This window comes from Stieleria marina, assembly GCA_007741555.1.
Classification (GTDB): Bacteria; Planctomycetota; Planctomycetia; order Pirellulales; family Pirellulaceae; genus K23-9.
The window spans coordinates 6,253,124-6,275,765 of record CP036526.1 but is presented as its reverse complement, the minus strand read 5'-3'; the positions used below and the strand labels follow the sequence as shown (position 1 = coordinate 6,275,765).

The window sequence follows — 22,642 nt, the reverse complement described above, 5'->3', positions numbered from 1 at the left end:
AGAGTGCTTCCGCACGACGCCTCCGAATGCTTCCACACAACCTCGTCCGCTGGCTTCTCAAGCCCCTCTCTACCTTAAATGAGCAGTTTCAATACCGTTATGCAACCGTCAGCGCGGGATTCGCGAAATTTGCCGCTGGTCACCAGTTCTGCATTTGTGGAGAGAGGCAAATCAATAGCCTTGAGCTTGACGCGCTAGTGTAGCGGATGAGGCGACAAGTCTGTTCAGTCCGCTGCATCACGAGTAATTGTCTGCCAGCATCAACGGCGCAGCCGATGGCGATTGAATCAAATCAGCAAAGGAAATCCAAGCCAGCAGAACGGATGCGCTGGACTGGACTGGAAAACATCGTGCGTGCTCGCGTGCGGAGATTTGAAGTCTCGATCGCTGCCAGCAGCGGGGTTGGTACCGCTTGCAACGCGCTCAAAACAAGGTACTGCGGCGGACGTCGTGATGGCTACTTTCGAGGTTTAGCGTGAGGCCCAAAGTGTGTTCACCGGACAGTCGATGGACTCAGCCATTTCCTCGATACGAGCGACTACGATTCGCTGCTCGCGTTTCAGCAAGCTCGGCCCGCCATTGATCTTGGGCCTCAAGCGTTTGATGCGGCTGGAATTTATTGAACCGCACACACGCTGCGACCAATATCACGATCCAACAACCGATGCTGCCACCGAAACGGGAAATTTTTTCGGGAACGTCTCTTCATAGCACTAGCGATTATCTTTGATACCGCTTGGCGCCTACAGTTCGTATTCGGCTACAAAATGCCCCTGAGAATCGAAGCGTCCGACTGAAGACGCTTTGTTTCTAGCTGGCTGGTTGCGGTTTTAAGCATGAGCGTGGCTGAATGTCGGTGGATCTCTAGCTGGAAAGCTTTCGTCACCGGCTTCATCCACCAACGCGTCGTCGTGTGCAAAAGCCGCATTTCGCGTGCCTTGCCACTCAACGGCCAGTCGCGCTGCTTCAGCGGTTCTCTCCAGTAGTTCGGGGTATCGCTCGGGCGCGGGCTGGTCCGCAAACTTCTCGGTTTTTTGCACGAAGTCCGCTTGCTTGTCGGAGTCTCGTGCGATTCCCTTCGCACACTTGTTCAGACGCTCGCACAATTCTTGCCATTCAGCTTGGACAAATGGATCGAACATTGTTCTGCCTTTCCTCAGTTGGTTGATGTTTGGACGACGATCGTCGCATTCAATTGAAGAGATAAACAGCAACTGCAATGCCAAGCTGATTATCCAGTCAGCGGATCTGCTCACTGCCCGTCGGGGCTCGATACGGCGTGCTACTTCTATGCGCTAGGGCGTGTGCGATACAGCTCACATCATCAGAACGTTGGGCATATGCGGGCGATGAAGGATCGACGTATCTCGCCCTGAGTAATACTTCGGAGCCAAACCTGCCCCGTGGCGGTGTTTCGGGAAGTTGCTTCGGTGCAAGTTGCCTCAATTTCACTCATTGGCACGCTCGTTGCGTAACTCGGTTTCATCACGGCAATTCCCCAGCCGGATCGCATCCGATCAAAAGTACCTGTCTCCTTTTCGCCAAGAGATTTCCAATGAACGCCGCCGTTGAAACAAGTACCGATCTGCTTCGTTGGTTTGATCAAGTGGGCATGGACGATGTCCCGGTCGTGGGCGGCAAGAATGCTTCGCTAGGGGAAATGTATCGGCAATTGACGCCACGCGGCGTTCGCATCCCGAACGGGTTTGCCACAACTGCGTCGGCATACCGTACCTTCCTTGAGGAAATGGGCCTCGACGACAAAATCTCGCAAGTCCTCAGTGGGATGAATGTTGATGACATCGGTAGCCTGCAGCATCACGGCATGATTGTCAGGCACATGATCCTGGATACGCCATTGCCCGATTCGCTGTCCCACGCAATCGTCGAAGCCTACCATCACCTTTGCGAAGAACGACACGAACTCGCGGATGTCGCCGTTCGCAGCAGCGCAACTGCCGAAGACCTTCCCGATGCAAGTTTCGCGGGCCAACAAGAAACGTACCTGAACGTACGTGGCCAGGCGTCAGTGCTGGACGCGTGCCGTCGCTGCTACGCATCACTGTTTACCGACCGAGCGATCTCGTACCGCGCAAGCCACGGATACGACCACATGCAGGTCGCGCTTTCGATCGGTGTTCAACAAATGGTGCGGTCTGATTTGGCAACGTCCGGCGTGATGTTTTCGATCGACACCGAAAGCGGCTTTCGCGATGCGGTACTGATCAACGCCGCGTATGGATTGGGCGAAAACGTGGTGCAAGGCAGCGTGAATCCGGACGAATACTACGTGTTCAAGCCAACTTTGAAGGAAGGCTTTCGGCCGATCTTGAAGAAAGCGATCGGGTCGAAGGCGATGAAGTTGGTCTACGACGCTGGCGGCAGCAAGATGACGAAGAACGTTCCCGTGTCTCCCGACCAGGCGAATCGGTTTGCTCTCAGTGATGACGACATTCTTCAGCTGGCGCGTTGGGCATGCGACATCGAGGATCACTACAGCCAATTGCGAGGCGCACTCTGTCCGATGGACATGGAATGGGCCAAGGACGGACGAACCGGCGAGCTGTTCATTGTGCAAGCTAGGCCCGAAACGGTACAGTCGCGGAAGTCGGCGAACACTCATGAGCGATACCACCTGAAGGAGAAATCGTCGCGACTGCTAACGGGCCGCAGCGTTGGCGAGAAGATTGGCGCGGGGCCGGTCCGTCTGATTCACGATGTTCACCAGCTTGCCGAGTTCCGTGATGGCGAGATTCTGGTCACGGACAAAACCGACCCGGACTGGGAACCAGTCATGAAGCGGGCCGCTGGCATTATCACGAACCGTGGTGGCCGAACCTGTCACGCCGCAATCGTCAGTCGTGAACTGGGGCTTCCTGCGATTGTTGGCACCCTGGATGCCACCGAAGTGTTGCAGAACGGGCAGCAAGTGACGATCAGCTGCGCCGAAGGGGATGAAGGCGTTGTGTACGAAGGACAGTTGCCGTTTGAAGTCGAGACGCTTGACTTGAGCGGACTGCAGCGACCAAAGACGAAAATGATGATGAATATCGGGTCGCCCGACGAAGCGTTTACTTTGTCCGCGATTCCGAATGATGGCGTCGGCCTGGCTCGTGAAGAGTTCATCATCAGTACTTACGTCAAAGTGCATCCGCAGGCCCTGTTGGACTACCAACAACTTGACAGTGCCACGCGAGCCGCAGTCGACACAGCGACGCTAGGATACGAAGACAAGCCGCAGTTCTATGTGGATCGGTTAGCGGAGGGCATCGCCATGATCGTGGCAGCGTTTCATCCCAAGGAGGTGATTGTTCGCTTGAGTGACGTCAAGACGAATGAGTACGCAAACTTGGTTGGTGGAAAAGCCTATGAGCCAAGGGAAGAGAACCCAATGCTCGGATTTCGAGGTGCGTCTCGCTACTACTCAGAGCAATTCCGCGAAGCATTCGGTATGGAATGCAAAGCCGTTCAGAAGGTCCGCCAAGAAATGGGGCTGCGCAACCTCAAGTTAATGGTTCCGTTTTGCCGGACGGTCGACGAAGGCCGTAAAGTCCAAGCAGAGATGGCCAAGTACGGTTTGGTTCGCGGTCAGGATGGGTTGGAGATTTATGTGATGTGTGAGATTCCAAGTAATGTGATTCTGGCCGACCAATTCGCTGAAATTTTCGATGGATTTTCGATCGGATCCAATGACCTGACTCAGTTGACGCTTGGCGTTGATCGCGACTCGGAAATCGTTGCACACGTCTTTGACGAAAATAACGAAGCGGTAAAACGTTCCATCGCGTCGGTAATCCAAACCGCGAAGGCCCACGGAGCCAAGATCGGTATCTGCGGCCAAGCACCAAGCGACTATCCCGAGTTTGCTGAGTTCCTGGTGCAGCAAGGCATCGACAGCATGTCGCTCACACCCGATGCGGTCGTGAAGACAACCATGCACGTTCTGGAAGTCGAACAGCAAATGAGCACGCAATAGTTTTCATTGCGGTTGATAAGAGTGCAAGTTCTATCAAGACGTTCTTGCTCCAGGAACTCGTTCGTTCGTCCACTACGCAAAATTTTCACTTTCACAATCACCTCAATTCACTCGAAGGCGATCCCATGGAAACGCACCCCCGTGCCCTGTCACACGAATCGGATGCTCACGTTGTTTCGCGGCATTTTCGAACCGGAGTGCGGGCATTGCTTGCCCTGGCTTTAATCGCGACCGTGGTGTGTCTTTTCTTCTTTCGTGAAGTGGCCTACTTGGCGGCGATTCCAATTCCATTCCTGTACGCGGTGCTGGCCTTTGTGAACTACCTTGAATATCGCTCTCGGGCATCAAACCTGTGCAGTGATGGTGAAAAGGAACTGAGTCGCGAAGAATTAGAAGCCGATGTCGAGACCGTTGGCATCGTGACGCTGATGAAGGTGATCGGCGTGCTCGCGATCGGGGCCTTTATCGTTGCGGCATCGTTGTTCGACTGGCAGATCGTTGGAGCGGCAGCGGCTGCCCTGTTCTTTTTGATGCTGCTAATCCAGTTGCCTTTCCTGCCGCTGTACTTCAGTGAATCGGAACGCGATGAGCTGGACAAACTGAAGCGAGAACGGAATTAGCAAGATGGATAAGCCAGACACCCAGCCGCCGCAGAAACCGCAATTGGATTGGCGCTCCATGCTTTGGTTCGCCATGATGGCGATGGTCATGCTGTGGCTGTGGCAAGACATCTTCAACGCAGCCAGCACGCGAACAATTCCGTACAGCCAGTTCAAGACGTATGTGGCTGCCAAAGCGATCACGCAATGTGAAATCCGTGATACGGAAATCATAGGTACTGCGAAAGTCGCCGCGTTATCGGATAAATCGGAGGCGGGGCAGTCGGAGTTGACTGCGGAAGTGAATCCGAAAGAGTCCGAGCCGAAGCCCAAGTCAGACGCAAAGAGCGACCAGCCCGAGACGTTTCAGTTTCGCACGATTCGCATCGACGACACAAACCTTGTCGAAGAACTGGAAGCAGCGAACGTCGAATTCACGGGCGTGCGTCCAAGTTTCTTGTCCGGCTTTCTGATGTCATGGGTGCTGCCCATCGGCGTCTTGCTGGTTCTGTGGTCGTTCCTTGCTCGCGGCATGGCATCGGTCGGTCAAGGCGTGATGGGTTTTGGAAAGAGTCAGGCAAAGTTGGTCGCGGACACGGACACCGGCGTTTCGTTCGCAGACGTTGCGGGCTGCGACGAAGCAAAGTACGAACTGGAAGAAGTGGTCGACTTTTTAAAAAACTCCGACAAATACACCAAACTTGGTGCCAAGATTCCCAAGGGCGTGCTGTTGGTCGGGCCTCCGGGAACGGGCAAAACGCTGATGGCGCGGGCTGTTGCGGGCGAGGCGAAAGTGCCGTTCTTTTCACTCAGTGGCAGCGATTTCGTCGAGATGTTTGTCGGTGTCGGAGCTTCGCGAGTCCGTGACCTTTTTCGTCAGGCGACCTCCAACACGCCGTGCATCATCTTCTTGGATGAACTGGACGCGATCGGTCGCCAACGAAGTGTTCATGTCGGGACGACCAACGATGAACGCGAACAAACGCTGAATCAGTTGCTCGTTGAGATGGATGGATTTGAAGCCAACGTGGGTGTGATCTTGCTAGCCGCAACCAACCGGCCCGATGTTTTGGACAAAGCACTTCTGCGTCCCGGGCGGTTTGATCGTCAAGTGGTATTGGACGCACCCGACCTGGAAGGCCGCAAGGCAATCTTGGCCGTTCATGCTCGCAACAAACCGCTGGCCGATGATGTTGATTTGTCACGAATTGCACAAGAGACGCCTGGTTTCTCCGGTGCCGACCTCGCCAACGTAATGAACGAAGGCGCTCTGCTGAGTGCCCGTCACCAATCGCCGATCATCACGCGAAAGGACCTAGAAGAAGCGGTGGAGAAAGTCGTCGCCGGACCTGAACGGAAGAGTCGACGTCTGAACGCCGAGGAAAGAGAACGTGTTGCCTACCACGAGACCGGACACGCGCTGGTCGGCAACTACAGCGATCACGCCGATCCCGTTCACAAAATCAGCATCGTGCCCCGAGGCAAAGCGGCGTTGGGATACACGTTGCAACTGCCGACGGACGAAAAGTTCATGATGACGAAGGCTGAGCTGCTCGATCGACTGAAGGGACTCTTGGGAGGCCGAGCGGCAGAAGAGGTGCAGTTCGGAGAGATCAGCACGGGAGCCGAAAACGACTTGGAGCGAGCAACGGCGATGGCCCGCCAGATGGTATGCATGTACGGGATGAGTGATTCCGTCGGTTTAACCCATTGCGGTCGCCGGGAAAACGTCTTCTTAAGCGATTCGCAGTTTAATGCCGGCGGACTGGATTGCAGTGAAAACACAGCCGATCACGTCGACGCGGAAGTGAAACAGCTGCTCGCGACTGCTTACGAAGACGCCAAACGCATCTTGGACGATCACCGCGAACAGCTCGACCGCGTCGCCCAAGAACTGCTCCGCACCGAAACGCTCGATGCCACTCAGTTTCGCAAGCTTGTTGAAGAAGAATTCGTCGCGGCTACTTGAGTGATTTAAGGTACTGTCGCGTGCCATGAAATGGTGAAGATCTGTCAAGCTGTGAGCCGACGGCGCCAGCCGCGGGCCTTGCGTCGCGGACGCTGGCCTTTTCGGGGCCCGTGGCTAGCGCCATCGGCTGAGTCTCGCCATTCTGCTCGCAGGCTCGTCCACTAGCAAACGAGACCGCCGCGCAAATAGAATCGCTCACGTGTTTTCGTTCCTATGCTCTTCGCTTCCACTCAATCCGCTTCCACTCAATCCGCTCTCCGTCGACGCGAGCCAGCCTTTTCTCCAGACGAACACCAATAGCCCAAGCCCGATTGCCAGCATCAACAGCCAAGCAAACAGGTAGCCATAGGGCCAATTGAGTTCTGGCATGTTGCCAGGCAGATTGGTGTTGAAGTTCATCCCGTAGATGCCCGCGATGAAAGTCAACGGGATGAAGATCGTCCCGGTAATCGTCAAGACTTTCATGACTTCGTTCATCCGATTGCTGACGATCGACATGTGATAGTCGCGCAGGTTTGCACAGAGTTCGCGGTAGTTGTCCAGCAAGTCGATGATCTGAACCGTATGGTCGTAACAATCGCGAAGATGGTAGTGCGTCTCCTTCTTAAACATCGAATGGTCATCGGGTTTGATTTGGTTCAACGCGTCGCGAAGCGGGCGAATGGCTCGCCGCAGTGCCATCAGATCACTCCGCAGGTTGTGAATGATGTCCATCGTATTCATGGAATGACCCGCGGTGATGTCGTCGTCAAGTTGCTCCATTCGTTCGCCATAGTGATCGACCATGGGAAAGTAGCCGTCGATGATCGCGTCGATTAGCGCGTAGGCAAGGTAGTCCGGCCCCAATCCTCGAATCTGCCCGCGAGATTCTCGCAGACGCGTACGGACGGGTTCAAAACAGTCACCATCCCGTTCATGAATCGTCAAAACATAGTTCTTGCCCAAGAACACGCTGACCTGCTCGTTTTCGAGATGCTCTGCAAACGACACCATTCGCAGAACGATGAATAGATGCTCGGAGTACATTTCAACTTTGGGACGCTGGTGTGTGTTGACCACGTCCTCCAGTGCCAGCCGATGCAAACCAAAAAGCTCGATGAGCTGATGGAATGTTTCCGCATCGCCAAGGCCGTGGACGTTGATCCACGTCACCGATTGCTCGTCAAGAAAACTCTTGGCCTCCGCCACGCTTGCGAGTTCCTTTTCAATAAGGTGCGTCTCCGAAAACTTAATCGCTTGAATTGACGATTTTTCAGCGTGCTGGCAAACGCTGACAAGACCCGGTACAGAACCAGGCGCCGTTCGTTTTTGAATTCGTGGCGGTTTTCGTCGGCGGTGATGTTTTGTGCGTGTCATTGCGATCGAAGCGGGTCTGTTGGTGAAAACCTTAGCGGCCTGAGTTTATTTCAGTGATCCAATCCGTCACAGTCGTTGCATTTCTACTTGCTTTTGCTGTCTCCATCGAAAGTGCTGCGAACGAGTGAGGCCACGTGAATTAGCCCGACAGTACAAACTGCGCATGGGGAGCGAGTTCAAGAGAAACGTCGACTAGGTTGGTTAGAAGTTGACCGGGATCAATCCTATCAGCTCTTCTTGCCGGTTTAGGTGAATCAGTCACAGTGGTCTCGAAGTCCGGCGGATATTCGCAATCGACGTTCCATTTTGTGTGCCAGTCTTGCTGGGGGGCTCCAGGTCGCGGAACTGTTTCCGCAGGTCCTGCAAGTTTTCAGCGTAGCCTTCTGCATCACCGAACTCGCAAAACAAGCACGTGCGGTTGTGGCAGCCTTTGGCACGTCGAGCGTGCTTGATGGGGCACCAGTACTGTTCGGTCCTCGAAGCGACCTCGCGTGCAAACGCCAACACACCATTGCAATACCCGCAATAGACACAGTTCACTTTCTCGATCACGTTTAAATATGCCAACGATTGCCGATCAACGACGACGTATTCTCTACGTGCAACACGGGGAACCCGATAAACCGGAAAGCAAATCCACTGATAGACGCTGACAAAGAGGTCCAGCATCGAGATCGGGATCAGTAGCGCATAGATGACCGGTGCGGTCGCGATCGTCAGAAACGAAGACTCACGAATCGTCCGCCAAGCCCGCTTGGCCATTGCCCTGTGACGCCGACGCACATCTTCACCAAAAACTGCCCGCCCGTGGGCAATCTCATAGGTCAGCTCCTTCTTCGTTTGCTGAACTTTTTCTGCGACGGCTCTTTCGAGTTCGTGAATCTCTTCGAGAAGCTGGTCAAGTTGCATGGGCATCGTGTGAACCAGAATGGTTGGAGTGAAAGAACGACTAGGGCACCGAGGTGACCATGCGAATTCGGTTCCGTTTGGTATGCATTTTGCGTTATCGAACGAATCAGCAACCCGTTTAACGCACACTCAAGGAGCAAGAACAATGACCATAAGTTTGAAAACGGCCGCCGAATCGCACGCCGACCACCGACATTGGCACAGCGACGTCGAGTGCTGGAAAGACGACATCGAAAACTGGCGAGCAGAACACTCCACCGCCGTCGCACAGTTGCAAGAGGCCCTCCGGCAAATCAATGAACATGGTGCTTCGCTGGACCAGCACGCCGATTCCGTCGCGTCGCTCGAAGGAAGGCTTGAGTATCACGAAAAGAATTTAGCGGCCAGTCTGCAGAATGGTTCCAACACCGAGTTGGATGAAATGTTAAGTGACCAACACGCCAAACAATTGGACGTTCACCAACGTCAGCACGAATCCCATGAACGCATCAAAAAGCATCACCACACTGCGATGGCACAGGTCGCGATCCTGAAGGCCGCATTGGAAGCACCGATGTAAGGCGACCGGTTCAGTCGCAATAAGAATTTACCTAGACAGTCAAAGCACGAAGGAAACAAGCCATGCGAAGTCACATGAATCTCCTAGCAAGATCAGCTCTACCGATCGCGATTCTGGGCGGATTATTCGCGACAGCGTTCGCGGACAAACCGTGGGACGGCTCCGTTGTCCAGCACGGAACGATGCACGAAGCGATCGGGAAGAAGCAGGATCACGGTCGAGTGCAGTTGAGCGAGCTTACGAAGCAGCCCCATTTTTATGGGGTAGCTGCGTTGGAAGGACTCGCAGGCGAAGTAACAATTCGCGACGGACAAGTCACGATGACCGGCGTGGATTCCGAAGGTCAACTTGCCGTGCTCCCAGACGCCGATGGCAGACGAAAGGCTACCATGTTGGTCGGCGCTTATGTTCCAGCATGGACACGGCGATCCGTTCCTAACCACATTGGCCCAAGGGACTTCGATAAATTCGTCGCAGACTCGGCTTCGGCGGCTGGCCTAAACACTGACAAGCCCTTCCTCTTCTCAGTAGAAGGCAAATTCACCGATGTTCGCCTGCATGTCATTCACGGCGCGTGCCCGATTCACGCTCGGATGCAGAAGATTGATCTGCCAAAGGAGCAGCAACCATTCGAGAGTAATCTTGCGACGGTCACCGGCTCGCTCGTCGGGGTCTACGCAAAGGATGCCGTTGGGAAGTTGACCCATCCGGCCACATCCACACACGTGCATCTGTTATTCAAAGACGAAAAGACAGGGCTGCTTCTCACCGGTCACATCGAAAAAGTCGGTCTCGCCGCAGGGGCTAAACTTATGCTGCCAAAACAGAGCGATGGATAAGCCACTTCTGAGCCGAATCTCATTGCCGCTGTTGTTATTTGCGTCGTTTGCATTGTTGGCAAGCCTGGTGCCCGGCGGGCCGATTGAAACGCGAGGCTTCTCTCATATCGACCCTGTAATCCTAGCGGCTTTCAACGTCTTCCTAACCACGCTGGGGATCACCAGCGTGGTTGCGGCATTCTTGGTCCGCCGTGATTCCGCGCTAGCCTACTGGGCGTCAGTGCTGATCGGCTGGTGCTATTTCCTGATCTACGTGCTGGACTTGGCAAACGTCTTTCCGAAATCACCCGACCCGATGCCGCCGCTTCTATTGGCCATCGAAGTGATCGGTACGATCCTGTCGATTCCGCTGATGGGCTTGTCCGTTTTCCATGCGAAGTTGGCGAGGGGAACTGCGAGTGGCGTCACGACATCGATCGGCTGGCGAACCGTCGTCGCACTCATCCTGCTGTCGATCATTGGTACAGGAGTCGTCGTCTTTGCGACGCTTGCTGCGATGCGTGGCTGAGATGCTATGCCTGTAAACAACGCTTGAGATCCAACGCAATCTCTCATTGGTCACCGGTGGGTAACTCTAAACGCAGCTGTGCGTCTGTTTACATGTCCCGTGTCTGGCGCAAATGGCTTTAAAGATTACGTGCCGCACGGCACGGCGTTTGCGTTTCTATTTGAACAACTGGTTTGACAAACACTTCAATGAAACGGTAGCGAACGATGACGGTAACAATGAAGGCATTTGTGATGCAGGGACTTGGTAAAGTCGAATTTGTTGACAAGCCTGTGCCCGATCCCGGTCCCAATGACGCAATCGTGAAAACGACTCGGGCACTCGTGTGCACCTCGGACGTCCATACGCTCAAGGGAGCCATCGGAGACCGTCACGGTTTGACGCTGGGCCACGAAGCGGTCGGCGTGGTTGCAAAGCTTGGAAGTGAAGTCCATGGCTTCAAAGAAGGTGACCGGGTAGCAGTGAATGCAATCACGCCGTGTTTTCACTGCGAGAATTGTCAGCGAGGCTACCCGTCGCAGTGCGGAACAATGCTGGGCGGATGGAAGTATGCTAACACGAAGGATGGCAACTTCGCGGAGTACTTTCATGTCAACGATGCCAACGCGAACTTGACACCGATCCCCGACTCCGTCTCCGACGACATCGCGGTCTATGCTTGCGACATGTTGTCGACCGGATTCATGGGTGCCGAACACGCGAACATTCCGCTGGGTGGAACGGTGGCAATCTTTGCCCAAGGGCCCGTGGGACTAATGGCAACGGTCGGGGCAAGGTTGCTGGGCGCTGGATTGGTCATCGGTGTGGACGGCGTGGCGAAACGTTTGGAAATGTCTCGGCATTTCGGCGCAGACGAAACGATCGACTTCACGCAAGGCGATCCGGTCGAAGAAATTCGCAAACTGACAGGCGGCGTCGGAGTCGATTCGACGATCGAGTGCCTGGGCGGACAGACAACGTTCGAGGCGTGTGTAAAAGCGACTCGACCTGGCGGAACGATTTCGGTCGCCGGTTACTTCGGTCATGGCGACAGCGTGGAGATTCCTCGCGTTGAGTGGGGAGTCGGCATGAGTGACAAAGTCATTCGCACCGGGCTCTGTCCGGGTGGAAACGTCCGCATGTCGCGTTTGCTCGGGCTAATCGAGCGCGGCCGAGTCGATCCGTCGCCGCTGACGACACACAAGTTTGCGTTCAATGAAGTCGACAGAGCGCTGCGCATGATGGAAACCAAAGACGACGGAATTCTCAAACCACTGATCACATTCGATGACTAAGTCGCCCAATAAAACTCTGGTACTACTACGACACGGTCAGAGCACCTGGAACCTGGAGAATCGCTTCACTGGCTGGACGGACGTTGGGTTGTCTCAGCATGGCCACGATGAAGCAGTGGAAGCAGGGCGACGACTGCTTCACGATGGATTGAAATTCGACATTGCATTCACATCCGTTCTTAAACGAGCGATCAAAACGCTCTGGTTGGTCCTCGAAGAGATGGATCAGATGTGGATTCCCGTGCATCGCAGTTGGCGATTGAATGAACGGCACTACGGAGCGTTGCAAGGCGAGTCCAAAGATGAGATGGCGGAACGAGTTGGCGCGGACCAAGTTCTGCGTTGGCGTCGTAGTTTCGATGTTCGCCCGCCATTGCTGACCGAAGGCGACAAACGCTTTCCGGGAGACGACCGCCGCTACGCGAGCCTGGATCCGTCGCAGTTGCCTTGTGGTGAAAGCCTGAAGGACACGATCGAGCGAGCGTTGCCGTACTGGCACAACACGATTGTGCCTGCCTTTGCATCCGCTGACACGATCTTGATCGTCGCCCACGGAAATACTTTGCGAGCACTCAACAAGTATCTCAACGGTCTCTCGGACGAAAAGGTTGTCGGGCTGGAAGTGCCGACTGGCGAGCCCGTCGTCTACCACTTTGATCATGCTCTTCGATTGCAGGGGTTGCCCACATTCGCACAGTCGATGTCTGGGTGCGCACACTGATGTTCGTCATGTGGCAGTTCTCGCGATCTTTTTGGTTTGGCACCGCATCTGCATAGTCACTATTCGTCGATCAGTTTTCAAAAACTACTACTAAAAAGAGGTGATGCCATGTCCGTTGAATTGAGCGAAGTCCAAGAAGGAAATTTGTTGGAGATTCGCGTGAGCGGCAAGCTTGATCGAGCCGCCTATGATCTTTTCACTCCGTCCGTCGAACGCCAAATCGAAGCTTTCGGGAAGGTGCGAATTCTTTTCGAGATGCATGACTTCCATGGTTGGGATGCCGCCGCTCTCTGGGAAGACATCAAGTTCGATGCCAAGCATTTCAATGACATCGAAAAGCTTGCCATCGTTGGCGATCGGAAATGGGAACGCGGCATGGCGTTGTTCTGCAAGCCGTTCACAACCAGTTCGGTTCGTTATTTTGACGAAAGCGAAATTGACGCAGCTCGTTTGTGGTTGGCTGAATAGTTATGCCTGGCAACCCTCGAAACGTGCATCCCGTTTATGATCTCATTCCCGTCGAGATCGACGGTTTTGAAACCCTGGCCGAATTGGCGTTGGACCTTCGGTCGTCATGGAATCATGCGACCGATGAGATTTGGCGTCGACTCGATCCTGAGCTGTGGGAGATCACGCACAACCCGTGGGTGGTCCTGCAAACCGTCTCGCGTGGCCGTATCGAACACGTTCTGGCAGACGAAGACTTTCGCGGGAAGGTCGACGCGTTGTGGACCGATCGAAAGCGAACGGCCGAGCAACCGGCTTGGTTTCAGCAAACGCAGCCTGAGTCGCCTTTGACGTCCGCCGCGTACTTCTGCATGGAATTCATGCTCAGCGAGGCGTTGCCGATCTACTCCGGCGGGCTTGGCAACGTAGCTGGGGATCAGTTGAAAGCGGCCAGCGATTTGGGTGTGCCGGTGGTCGCCGTTGGACTTTTGTATCAACAAGGCTACTTTCGCCAAACGATCGACGACGCCGGCGGGCAACACGCCCTGTATCCGTACAACGATCCTGGCCAACTTCCGATTCTGCCGCTCCGAGATGCCGACGGCGAATGGCTGCGTTTGAAAGTTGAATTGCCCGGTTACTCGGTGTGGTTGCGAGCTTGGCAGGTCCAAGTTGGCCGCGTGAAGTTGTACTTGCTTGACAGCAATGATGCGGCGAACTTCCCGGCGCATCGTGGCATCACCAGTGAATTGTACGGCGGTGGTCCGGACCTACGTCTGAAACAAGAATTGATCTTGGGCATCGGCGGTTGGCGCTTGCTGACGGAACTTGGCATCGCCCCCGAGGTCTGTCACCTGAACGAAGGCCACGCAGCGTTTGCGGTGTTGGAGCGTGCCCGTGGATTCATGGAAGCTTCAGGACAGCCGTTTGACGTGGCGTTGGCAGTGACCCGGGCGGGCAACTTATTCACAACGCACACGGCTGTTGCGGCTGGCTTCGATCGCTTTGCACCGAACCTGATCGAACAATACCTTGGACGCTACGCGCAAACCGAGCTGGGGATTTCGATCGAAGACTTGCTCGCGCTCGGTCGTCAGAACCCGGCGGACACTTCGGAGCCGTTCAATATGGCGTACTTGGCCATACGTGGCAGCGGCAGTGTCAACGGTGTCAGTCGTTTGCACGGCGAAGTCAGTCGCCAGCTCTTTACGCCCTTGTTCCCGCATTGGCCGAAAGACGAAGTTCCGGTGGAGTATGTCACCAACGGCGTTCACATGCCTAGTTGGGATTCAGCGGCCGCCGATGATTTATGGACTCATACGTGCGGTAAGGACCGTTGGTCGGGAACCAACGAAACGTTGGCGTGTGACATTGACCGCGTGCCTGACGAAATGTTGTGGCAATTCCGAATCGACTCGACTCATGCGTTGGTCGACTACGCTCGCCTTCGTTTGTCGCGAGAATTGGCGGCGTCGGGTTCAAATGTCGACGACATCGAAGTGGCGAAACACTTGTTCGATCCGAATACGTTGACGCTTGGACTTGCACGTCGATTTGCAACGTACAAACGACCGAATCTGTTACTGCATGATCCCGATCGACTGTTGCGATTGTTAACGAACCCCGAACGTCCGGTGCAGTTGATCCTGGCTGGAAAAGCTCACCCGGCCGACAAAGCAGGACAGGATTTGCTTCGCCAGTGGATTGAGTTCATTCGGCATCCGGTCGCACGACAGCACGTGATCTTTTTGAGCGACTACGACATGTCGCTGACCGAACGTTTGGTGCAAGGCTGTGACGTGTGGGTCAACACACCGCGACGACCCTGGGAAGCCAGCGGGACCAGCGGCATGAAAGTGTTGGTCAACGGCGGCATCAATCTGTCCGAACTGGATGGTTGGTGGGCCGAGGCGTATACGCCTGATGTCGGTTGGGCGATCGGCGACGGTGAAGAACACGGCGATGACCCCGCCTGGGACGCTGCCGAAGCAGAACAGCTTTACGATGTGTTGGAAAACGAAGTCGTTCCTGAGTTCTACGAACGCAACGAGCAGGGGATTCCGACTCGTTGGCTCGCGCGGATGCGAGCCAGTATGTCGCAGCTAACTCCGCAATACAGCGCCGTGCGGACGGTTCGCGAATATACCGAGCAACACTACCTACCCGCCGCAAATGCGTTGCGTGAACGAACGAATCTAGGCGGTGCGATCGGGACCAATATTGTTCATTGGGAACGTGCGGCCCGAGAGAAGTGGGCATCGCTTGAGTTCGGCGATGTGCGAGTGGAAATGAATGCAGAAGAACATGTCTTCTTTGCCGACGTCTACCTCGATGGTCTCGATCCCTCGTTCGTGCGAGTGGAACTATACGCCAACGCGAATGAAAAAGACTCCGCTGTTCGTCAAGTCATGACGCGACTTGATTCGGCCGACGATGCCCAGTCGCATTGGGCGACGTACCGGGCAGTCGTGCCAGCCAATCGCTCGGTCGATGATTTCACGCCACGAATTGTGCCCACGCATGAGGGCGTCCGCGTGCCACTGGAACTCGACCTGATACGGTGGCAAAGATGACCCAAGAGAGCATTCTCACCGTCAATGCCGGTTCATCAAGCATCAAGTTCGAACTGTTTGAGTTGGGCGAAACCATGCATCGTGGCTTGAGCGGAAAACTCGATCGTATCGAACAGGAGGGGACGCGTTTGACGTTTAGTGATTACGAGCATGCGGAATCACAAACGGTCGACTGCCAGGCGTCGGATCATTTTTCGGCCGTCGATTTCCTCATTGATTGGTTCGAGTCTAAAGAAATCCTCGCCGGCGTGACTGCCGTCGGGCATCGCATTGTTCACGCAACGCAACTGGCACAGCCCGAGATCGTGACGCCAGCGTTGCTTGACGAACTGTACCGGGACTCTCAATTCGCACCGCAACACTTGATCAACGAACTCGTCATCGTGGAAGCCTGCCAACGAAGCATGCCAAATGTCCCGCAAGTGCTTTGCTTTGACTCATCGTTTCACCACACGATGCCACGTGTTGCATCGACGTTGCCGATCCCTCGTCGGTACGAAGCCAAGGGCCTGAAACGCTACGGTTATCACGGTTTGTCATACACCTACCTGATGCAGGAACTGCAGCGACTCGGTGATCCGGCGGCCAGCGAGGGGCGTGTGATCTTAGCTCACCTCGGCAACGGCGCAAGCATGGCGGCGGTTCGCGACGGCAAGTGCATCGACACCAGCATGGGATTCACGCCAGCGGCTGGATTGCCCATGGGATCGCGCAGCGGCGATTTGGATCCGGGCGTGTTTAGCTACTTGTCGCGACGCGAGGGATTGAAATCGGACGAATTTTTTGACATGGCGAATCATGAATCCGGCTTGCTGGGGATGTCTGAGACCAGTTCGGACATGCGTGACCTGTTGGCGATCGAATCCAACGACGTCCGTGCCGCCGAAGCGATTGACGTGTTCTGTTACCAAGCCAAGAAGATGATCGGTGCCTACGCCGCGGCGTTGGGCGGGCTCGACACGCTCGTCTTTTCCGGCGGCATCGGTGAACACTCACCGGAAGTCCGAGCTCGCATCTGCGCGTCGCTGGAGTTTCTGGGCATTGAATTGAACGACAAACGCAATGCCGATAACGATCCCGTGGTTTCTCCCATGGTCTCACGCGTCAACGTTCGGGTGATTCCAACTGACGAAGAACTCGTGATTGCCCAATCGGTCTCCGAAACCGTAGCGAAACTCGACCGGAGTTTCGATCAACACTCGCCGAATGTCTCTGCGACTTCCGCTACCAACCAAGGAACCCAATCATGACCGCTCTGCAAGAACAACCCACACTCGCACCGGAGATGCTGCAGAAGATTGACGCGTACTGGCGGGCGGCCAACTACTTATCGGTCGGTCAAATCTACCTCTGCGATAATCCGTTACTCAAGCGACCGCTCGAACTCTCCGATGTCAAACACATGCTGCTTGGCCACTGGGGAACCACGCCGGGGCAAAACTTCATCTACGCCCACCTGAATCGAATCATCAAACAATTCGATCTCGACATGATCTACGTCTCTGGTCCCGGTCACGGCGGCCCGTCGGTGGTCGCGAACACGTACTTGGAAGGATCCTACAGCGAGATCTATCCCGAGATCAGCCACGACGAAGCCGGTTTGCGGAAACTGTTCATCCAGTTTTCATTTCCCGGCGGCATCCCCAGTCACGCGTCTCCGGAATGCCCCGGTTCGATCCACGAAGGCGGCGAGCTTGGCTACTCGCTCAGCCATTCCTTTGGCGCGGTGTTCGACAATCCTGACCTGATCGTCGCCTGTGTCGTCGGCGATGGCGAAGCGGAAACGGGCCCGTTGGCGACGGCATGGCACTCCAATAAGTTTCTCAATCCGGCCAGCGACGGCGCGGTGCTGCCGATTCTGCATCTGAACGGGTACAAGATCGCCAATCCAACCGTGCTGGCCCGCATCGAACACGAAGAACTCGATCAACTGCTTCGTGGCTACGGTTGGACGCCGTATTTTGTCGAAGGCGACGATCCGGAGCTAATGCACGAAGCGATGGCGACCACGCTTGACACATGCGTCGAAAAAATCAAGTCCATTCAGCATGACGCACGCCAGCACGGCAATCTAACGCGTCCGCGCTGGCCCATGATCGTGCTGAAATCACCGAAGGGTTGGACCGGTCCCAAAGTCGTCGACGGCGTTCCGATCGAAGGCACCTTCCACGCTCACCAAGTTCCGCTTTCCGATCCTGCGACGCATCCCGAGCATCTGCGAATGCTGGAAGACTGGTTGCGAAGCTATCGACCTGACGAACTGTTTGACGAAGCAGGTCGCTTGAAGCCCGAGCTTGCCGAACTGGCTCCCACCGGCGCGCGTCGCATGGGTGCCAACCCGCACGCCAACGGCGGCATGTTGCTTCGTGATCTGAAGATGCCCAATTATCGCGACTATGCCGTGGACGTTTTCCCTCGCGGCGTGATGGGCATCGGTGATACGCATGCGATGGGACCATTTGTTCGCGACATCATCAAGCTCAACGCCGAACAACAGAACTTCCGCGTCTTCGGTCCCGACGAAACCGCGTCGAATGGTTTGGAAGCCGTCTTTGACGTCACGTCGCGGCAATGGGACGCTCGGACGCAACCCGATGACGAGTTTCTCGCGCCGGCGGGCCGCGTCATGGAAATGCTCAGCGAACATCAGTGCGAAGGCTGGCTGGAAGGCTACCTGCTGACCGGTCGCCACGGTTTGTTCAACTGTTACGAAGCGTTCATTCACATCGTCGATTCGATGTTCAACCAGCACGCCAAGTGGCTGAAAGTGACCAACGGATTGCCGTGGCGTCACAAGATCGCGTCGTTGAATTATTTGTTGGCATCCCACGTTTGGCGACAAGACCACAACGGGTTCACGCACCAGGATCCCGGATTCATCGATCATGTCGTCAACAAGAAGGCATCGGTGGTGCGAGTTTACTTGCCGCCCGATACAAACTGTATGTTGTCGGTGATGGATCACTGCTTGCGGAGTCGCCACTACGTCAACGTGGTGATCGCCGGCAAGCACCCCGCACCGCAGTGGTTGTCGATGGAAGCTGCGGAAAAGCATTGTGCGGACGGCATTGGCATTTGGGACTGGGCGGGCAACGAGGGGGAGGGCAACGGCGATGGCGGCGAACCCGATGTGGTGATGGCCTGCTGCGGAGACGTGCCGACGCTGGAAACATTGGCGGCCGTTTCGATCCTGCGAGAACACTTGCCGGAACTGAAAATCCGTGTCGTTAATGTGGTTGACTTGATGAAGTTGCAACCGCATAGCGAGCACCCGCACGGACTTGCCGACCCTGGTTTCGACGCTTTGTTCACGAAAAACAAGCCGGTGATCTTTGCCTTCCATGCTTACCCGTGGTTGATCCACCGGTTGACGTACCGCCGTACCAATCACGAGAACCTGCACGTTCGCGGTTACAAGGAAGAAGGCACGATCACGACGCCGTTTGATATGACCGTACTAAACGATCTGGACCGGTTTCATCTGGTGATGGATGCGATCGACCGACTGCCACAAACCGGTGAAAAAGGGCAGGCGCTCAAGCGGCAACTTACCGCCAAGCTGGCGGAACATCGTCAATACATCTGCAAGCACGGACAAGACATGCCCGAGGTTCGCGAATGGCGTTGGAGGGATTGATGACTCTACGAATTCACTTGATGCGACATGGCGAGACCGAGTGGGCGATCTCCGGCAGGCACACCGGACGCGTCGACATTCCGTTGACCGGAAACGGAGAAGTCGAAGCACGTCGGCTCGGCCAGCGACTCGCGTCAATCAAGTTCGATCACGTCTTGGTCAGTCCGCTGCAACGGGCCCGGCAGACTTGTGAACTGGCCGGGTGTGGCGAACAAGCGGAGATCGAACCTGATTTGATCGAGTGGGCCAACGGCGACTACGAAGGCCAAACACACGCCGACGTTTTCGCACAGCGCCCCGACTGGAATTTATTCCATGACGGTTGCCCGAACGGTGAATCGCCTGACGACATTTCGGCCCGAGCCGATCGGTTGATCGAGCGACTCGTCCGTTTAGACGGAAACGTCGCGTTGTTTTCTCACAGTCATTTCGGGCGTGTGCTGGGTGTTCGCTGGATCGGCTTAGCTGTTCAAGCGGGCCAGCACTTCATCTTGAACACCGCCTCGCTCAGCGTGCTGTGCTATCAGCACGAACACGTCGGCGATCCCGCCATCGAATTGTGGAATGGATAATGATCTCATGAACGCGATGAATCAGAACGTCACCGTCGGACTCACGCAAGCGGAAGCGGATCGGCGTCTCGAGCAATTCGGCCCCAACGAATTGCGTGAGCAAACGACCAGTGTTTTGCTGAAACTGTTGTCCTATTTCTGGGGACCGATCCCGTGGATGATCGAGATCGCGGCGGTACTTTCATTAGCCGTTCAACACTGGGCCGACTTCGCAGTCATCTCGGTGTTGCTGGTCGTCAACGCGGCGGTCGGGTTCTGGGAAGAGTTTCAAGCTGGCAACGCGATCGCCGCACTCAAATCGCAATTGGCACTTCAAGCCCGTGTCAGACGCGACGGCGGTTGGACGACTGTCACCGCTCGCGAACTCGTGCCCGGCGATTGGATTCGATTGAGACTCGGCGACATCGTGCCAGCCGATGCGGACCTATTGGGAAGCCCTTCGACCGACGTGAATTCGACGGATTCGGATTCAGCCGAAGACAGTTCCGTCAATGTCGACCAATCCGCATTGACCGGCGAGTCCTTGCCGGTCACACGAAAACCTGGCGAAACCGTTTATTCCGGATCCATCATCAAGCAGGGCGAGATCGACGCGATCGTCACGGCCACGGGCGCTGAAACATTCTTCGGCAAAACGGCCCAGCTTGTTCAATCCACTCACACGACCAGCCATTTTCAAAAAGCGGTCTTACGGATCGGCAATTTTCTGATCGCTGTCGCCGTGGTCATGGTCGCGTTCATTTTGATGGTCGCATTGTTTCGTGGTGATCCGATCACCGAAACATTGCAGTTTGCGTTGGTGCTGACCGTCGCCGCGATCCCTGTCGCCATGCCAACGGTGCTATCCGTCACCATGGCCGTGGGGGCAAAAACACTGGCCCGCGGTCAAGCGATCGTTAGCCGATTGGCGTCGATCGAGGAACTCGCCGGCATGGATGTGTTGTGCAGCGACAAGACCGGCACGCTGACGCAGAACAAGCTAACACTCGGCGAACCGTTCTTAATGGACGGCATCTCCAAAGACGAAATCTTGCTCGCCGCGTGTCTCGCTTCTCGAGCCGAGAACAAAGACCCGATCGACACGGCCGTCATTGCGGGATGTAGCGACGTTTCCACCAACTCCTACCACATCAATCACTTCCAGCCCTTCGATCCCGTCCGCAAACGAACCGAAGCGACAGTGCAGGCCAGCGACGGCGGGGCGTTTAAAACCAGCAAGGGTGCACCGCAAGTCATCCTCGATCTAGTCGCGAACGTGGATGCAATTCGTGAACAGGTTCAAGCTGAGATCAACGGTTTTGCCGCCCGCGGTTTCCGTGCTCTTGGCGTGGCCCAATACGACGACGTGAACGGATGGCGGTTCCTGGGCGTGTTGCCGTTGTCCGATCCGCCACGCGAAGATTCTAAATCGACGATCGCAGCCGCTCGACAAATGGGCTGTGCCGTGAAGATGGTCACCGGCGACCAGTTAGCGATCGGACGCGAGATCGCGACACAGCTGGATATGGGGGCGAATCTGATTGATGCCGAGATTTTCCAGGGAACCAGCTACAGCCAATCCGCCAAAGTCGACGACATGATTGAACATGCCGACGGATTCGCGCAAGTCTTCCCCGAGCACAAGTTCCACATCGTCGACGTGTTGCAAAAGCACGGTCACATCGTTGGCATGACCGGCGACGGCGTCAACGATGCTCCAGCACTCAAGAAAGCTGATTGCGGCATTGCCGTCTCGGGGGCAACCGATGCAGCCCGAGCCGCCGCGGACATTGTGCTGATGGCACCGGGGCTTTCGGTCGTGATCGACGCGATCGAAGAAGCCCGCAAGATCTTTCAACGAATGAACAGCTACGCGATCTACCGGATTGCTGAAACGATTCGCGTGCTGCTATTCATGACGTTGTCGATCCTGGTCTTCAATTTCTATCCGGTCACCGCTGTGATGATCGTGTTGTTGGCGTTGCTCAATGACGGTGCGATCTTGTCGATTGCCTACGACCGAGTGCGATGTTCCGACCAGCCCGAACACTGGGACATGCGAACGGTTCTGGGCGTCTCCAGTGCTCTGGGGCTCGCCGGCGTTGCGGCTTCATTCGGCCTGTTTTATCTCGCCGAACGCGTTTACCAAGTCGATCGCGAAACGATTCAATCGCTGATTTACTTAAAGCTATCCATCGCAGGTCACCTGACCGTTTTCGCCACACGCACTCGAGGCCCATTCTGGTCAATCCGCCCAGCAAAAATCCTGTTCATCGCTGTCGTTGGGACGCAGATCCTGGCGACTGTGATTGCCGTGTACGGAATCCTGATGGCACCGATTGGATGGAAAGTGGCCGGATTGATTTGGTGCTACGCGCTGGCGTGCTTCCTGGTGAACGATCGCATCAAGTTGTTTGCCTATCGGGTCTTTGACCCATCACCCAGCCGTGCTAACTGGCTGGCCGCGACCAAAACACGCTGACACCCAGCCTGGCGCGATCGAATGGGAGGACGGCGAATACGAAAATCAGCCACACGCGGAGTTTTCGCAAAGAAAACAAATTCCGCGGGCTACTTTCACCACTGTCTACTCCCCACTCTCTGTGGCCACGAGCCACCACGCAGCAGCACCGGGATTCCGGTATTGCCGACCCGATACGCCAGCGAAGACCACTCGCCACCGAAGCCGTCTTGTTCAGATTGAGCGAGGGACTGGCACCAGTG

17 protein-coding genes are annotated in these 22,642 nt (G+C 55.6%); 14 read left to right on the top strand and 3 right to left on the bottom strand.

The genetic code is table 11. From position 1 onward, the window contains the following. Window positions 1–830 precede the first annotated feature (830 nt). The gene (locus tag K239x_RS22330) at window positions 831–1,142 is read right to left on the bottom strand and encodes a hypothetical protein (RefSeq protein ID WP_145420574.1); all 312 of its coding nucleotides are present in this window, start codon (window positions 1,140–1,142) and stop codon (window positions 831–833) included. A gap of 413 nt (window positions 1,143–1,555) precedes the next feature. On the opposite strand from K239x_RS22330, the gene ppsA reads away from it, so the two are divergent. From ppsA to ftsH, 3 genes are all read left to right on the top strand, one after another. After that, the gene (gene ppsA, locus K239x_RS22325; protein ID WP_145420573.1) at window positions 1,556–3,976 is read left to right on the top strand and encodes a phosphoenolpyruvate synthase; all 2,421 of its coding nucleotides are present in this window, start codon (window positions 1,556–1,558) and stop codon (window positions 3,974–3,976) included. Window positions 3,977–4,101: 125 nt separating this feature from the next. Then, window positions 4,102–4,596, top strand: a complete 495-nt coding sequence (locus K239x_RS22320; protein WP_419189275.1) for a hypothetical protein — start codon at window positions 4,102–4,104, stop codon at window positions 4,594–4,596. A gap of 4 nt (window positions 4,597–4,600) precedes the next feature. Beyond that, window positions 4,601–6,544 (top strand): ATP-dependent zinc metalloprotease FtsH, encoded by a 1,944-nt coding sequence (gene ftsH, locus K239x_RS22315; protein ID WP_419189274.1) that lies wholly within the window; start codon window positions 4,601–4,603, stop codon window positions 6,542–6,544. Window positions 6,545–6,739: 195 nt separating this feature from the next. Here the strand turns inward: ftsH and corA are convergent, their stop codons facing one another. After that, entirely contained in the window at window positions 6,740–7,900 is a 1,161-nt protein-coding gene (gene corA, locus K239x_RS22310) for a magnesium/cobalt transporter CorA (RefSeq protein ID WP_145420572.1), read from the bottom strand. 258 nt (window positions 7,901–8,158) lie between these two features. Beyond that, window positions 8,159–8,815, bottom strand: a complete 657-nt coding sequence (locus K239x_RS22305; protein WP_419189273.1) for a hypothetical protein — start codon at window positions 8,813–8,815, stop codon at window positions 8,159–8,161. Window positions 8,816–8,954: 139 nt separating this feature from the next. Between K239x_RS22305 and K239x_RS22300 the strand changes: the two genes are divergently transcribed. From K239x_RS22300 to K239x_RS22250, 11 genes are all read left to right on the top strand, one after another. Beyond that, window positions 8,955–9,368 carry a hypothetical protein gene (locus K239x_RS22300; protein ID WP_145420571.1) on the top strand — a complete coding sequence of 138 codons (414 nt, stop codon included), beginning with the start codon at window positions 8,955–8,957 and terminating at the stop codon, window positions 9,366–9,368. A gap of 62 nt (window positions 9,369–9,430) precedes the next feature. Further along, window positions 9,431–10,207 carry an acetolactate decarboxylase gene (locus K239x_RS22295; RefSeq protein WP_145420570.1) on the top strand — a complete coding sequence of 259 codons (777 nt, stop codon included), beginning with the start codon at window positions 9,431–9,433 and terminating at the stop codon, window positions 10,205–10,207. Further along, window positions 10,200–10,715 carry a DUF8051 family protein gene (locus tag K239x_RS22290; RefSeq protein WP_145420569.1) on the top strand — a complete coding sequence of 172 codons (516 nt, stop codon included), beginning with the start codon at window positions 10,200–10,202 and terminating at the stop codon, window positions 10,713–10,715. The genes K239x_RS22295 and K239x_RS22290 overlap by 8 nt, the downstream gene beginning before the upstream one ends. 206 nt (window positions 10,716–10,921) lie before the next feature. After that, window positions 10,922–11,989, top strand: a complete 1,068-nt coding sequence (locus K239x_RS22285) for an NAD(P)-dependent alcohol dehydrogenase (protein WP_419189272.1) — start codon at window positions 10,922–10,924, stop codon at window positions 11,987–11,989. After that, on the top strand, window positions 11,982–12,710 hold the full coding sequence (gene gpmA / locus K239x_RS22280) for a 2,3-diphosphoglycerate-dependent phosphoglycerate mutase (protein ID WP_145420568.1): 729 nt from the start codon (window positions 11,982–11,984) through the stop codon (window positions 12,708–12,710). The genes K239x_RS22285 and gpmA overlap by 8 nt, the downstream gene beginning before the upstream one ends. Before the next feature lie 108 nt (window positions 12,711–12,818). Next, entirely contained in the window at window positions 12,819–13,178 is a 360-nt protein-coding gene (locus K239x_RS22275; protein ID WP_145420567.1) for a SpoIIAA family protein, read from the top strand. A gap of 2 nt (window positions 13,179–13,180) precedes the next feature. Further along, window positions 13,181–15,730: an alpha-glucan family phosphorylase gene (glgP, locus tag K239x_RS22270; RefSeq protein WP_145420566.1), complete on the top strand. Its 2,550-nt coding sequence runs from the start codon at window positions 13,181–13,183 to the stop codon at window positions 15,728–15,730. Continuing rightward, window positions 15,727–16,980 carry an acetate/propionate family kinase gene (locus K239x_RS22265; RefSeq protein WP_145422512.1) on the top strand — a complete coding sequence of 418 codons (1,254 nt, stop codon included), beginning with the start codon at window positions 15,727–15,729 and terminating at the stop codon, window positions 16,978–16,980. Before glgP ends, K239x_RS22265 begins: the two co-directional genes overlap by 4 nt. Then, window positions 16,977–19,367 carry a phosphoketolase family protein gene (locus K239x_RS22260; RefSeq protein ID WP_145420565.1) on the top strand — a complete coding sequence of 797 codons (2,391 nt, stop codon included), beginning with the start codon at window positions 16,977–16,979 and terminating at the stop codon, window positions 19,365–19,367. The genes K239x_RS22265 and K239x_RS22260 overlap by 4 nt, the downstream gene beginning before the upstream one ends. Continuing rightward, on the top strand, window positions 19,367–19,939 hold the full coding sequence (locus tag K239x_RS22255; protein ID WP_145420564.1) for a histidine phosphatase family protein: 573 nt from the start codon (window positions 19,367–19,369) through the stop codon (window positions 19,937–19,939). The genes K239x_RS22260 and K239x_RS22255 overlap by 1 nt, the downstream gene beginning before the upstream one ends. Then, window positions 19,932–22,400, top strand: coding sequence for a plasma-membrane proton-efflux P-type ATPase (locus tag K239x_RS22250; RefSeq protein ID WP_419189271.1), 2,469 nt, complete (start codon window positions 19,932–19,934; stop codon window positions 22,398–22,400). Before K239x_RS22255 ends, K239x_RS22250 begins: the two co-directional genes overlap by 8 nt. Window positions 22,401–22,642: the final 242 nt, after the last annotated feature.

Coding starts and splice junctions, on each gene's coding strand:
- corA (WP_145420572.1), bottom strand. CDS start 7,900: ATGACACGCACAAAACATCACCGCCGACGAAAACCGCCACGAATTCAA.
- K239x_RS22320 (WP_419189275.1), top strand. CDS start 4,102: ATGGAAACGCACCCCCGTGCCCTGTCACACGAATCGGATGCTCACGTT.
- K239x_RS22295 (WP_145420570.1), top strand. CDS start 9,431: ATGCGAAGTCACATGAATCTCCTAGCAAGATCAGCTCTACCGATCGCG.
- K239x_RS22285 (WP_419189272.1), top strand. CDS start 10,922: ATGACGGTAACAATGAAGGCATTTGTGATGCAGGGACTTGGTAAAGTC.
- ftsH (WP_419189274.1), top strand. CDS start 4,601: ATGGATAAGCCAGACACCCAGCCGCCGCAGAAACCGCAATTGGATTGG.
- glgP (WP_145420566.1), top strand. CDS start 13,181: ATGCCTGGCAACCCTCGAAACGTGCATCCCGTTTATGATCTCATTCCC.
- K239x_RS22300 (WP_145420571.1), top strand. CDS start 8,955: ATGACCATAAGTTTGAAAACGGCCGCCGAATCGCACGCCGACCACCGA.
- ppsA (WP_145420573.1), top strand. CDS start 1,556: ATGAACGCCGCCGTTGAAACAAGTACCGATCTGCTTCGTTGGTTTGAT.
- K239x_RS22250 (WP_419189271.1), top strand. CDS start 19,932: ATGGATAATGATCTCATGAACGCGATGAATCAGAACGTCACCGTCGGA.
- K239x_RS22290 (WP_145420569.1), top strand. CDS start 10,200: ATGGATAAGCCACTTCTGAGCCGAATCTCATTGCCGCTGTTGTTATTT.
- K239x_RS22330 (WP_145420574.1), bottom strand. CDS start 1,142: ATGTTCGATCCATTTGTCCAAGCTGAATGGCAAGAATTGTGCGAGCGT.
- gpmA (WP_145420568.1), top strand. CDS start 11,982: ATGACTAAGTCGCCCAATAAAACTCTGGTACTACTACGACACGGTCAG.
- K239x_RS22260 (WP_145420565.1), top strand. CDS start 16,977: ATGACCGCTCTGCAAGAACAACCCACACTCGCACCGGAGATGCTGCAG.
- K239x_RS22275 (WP_145420567.1), top strand. CDS start 12,819: ATGTCCGTTGAATTGAGCGAAGTCCAAGAAGGAAATTTGTTGGAGATT.
- K239x_RS22255 (WP_145420564.1), top strand. CDS start 19,367: ATGACTCTACGAATTCACTTGATGCGACATGGCGAGACCGAGTGGGCG.
- K239x_RS22265 (WP_145422512.1), top strand. CDS start 15,727: ATGACCCAAGAGAGCATTCTCACCGTCAATGCCGGTTCATCAAGCATC.
- K239x_RS22305 (WP_419189273.1), bottom strand. CDS start 8,815: ATGCCCATGCAACTTGACCAGCTTCTCGAAGAGATTCACGAACTCGAA.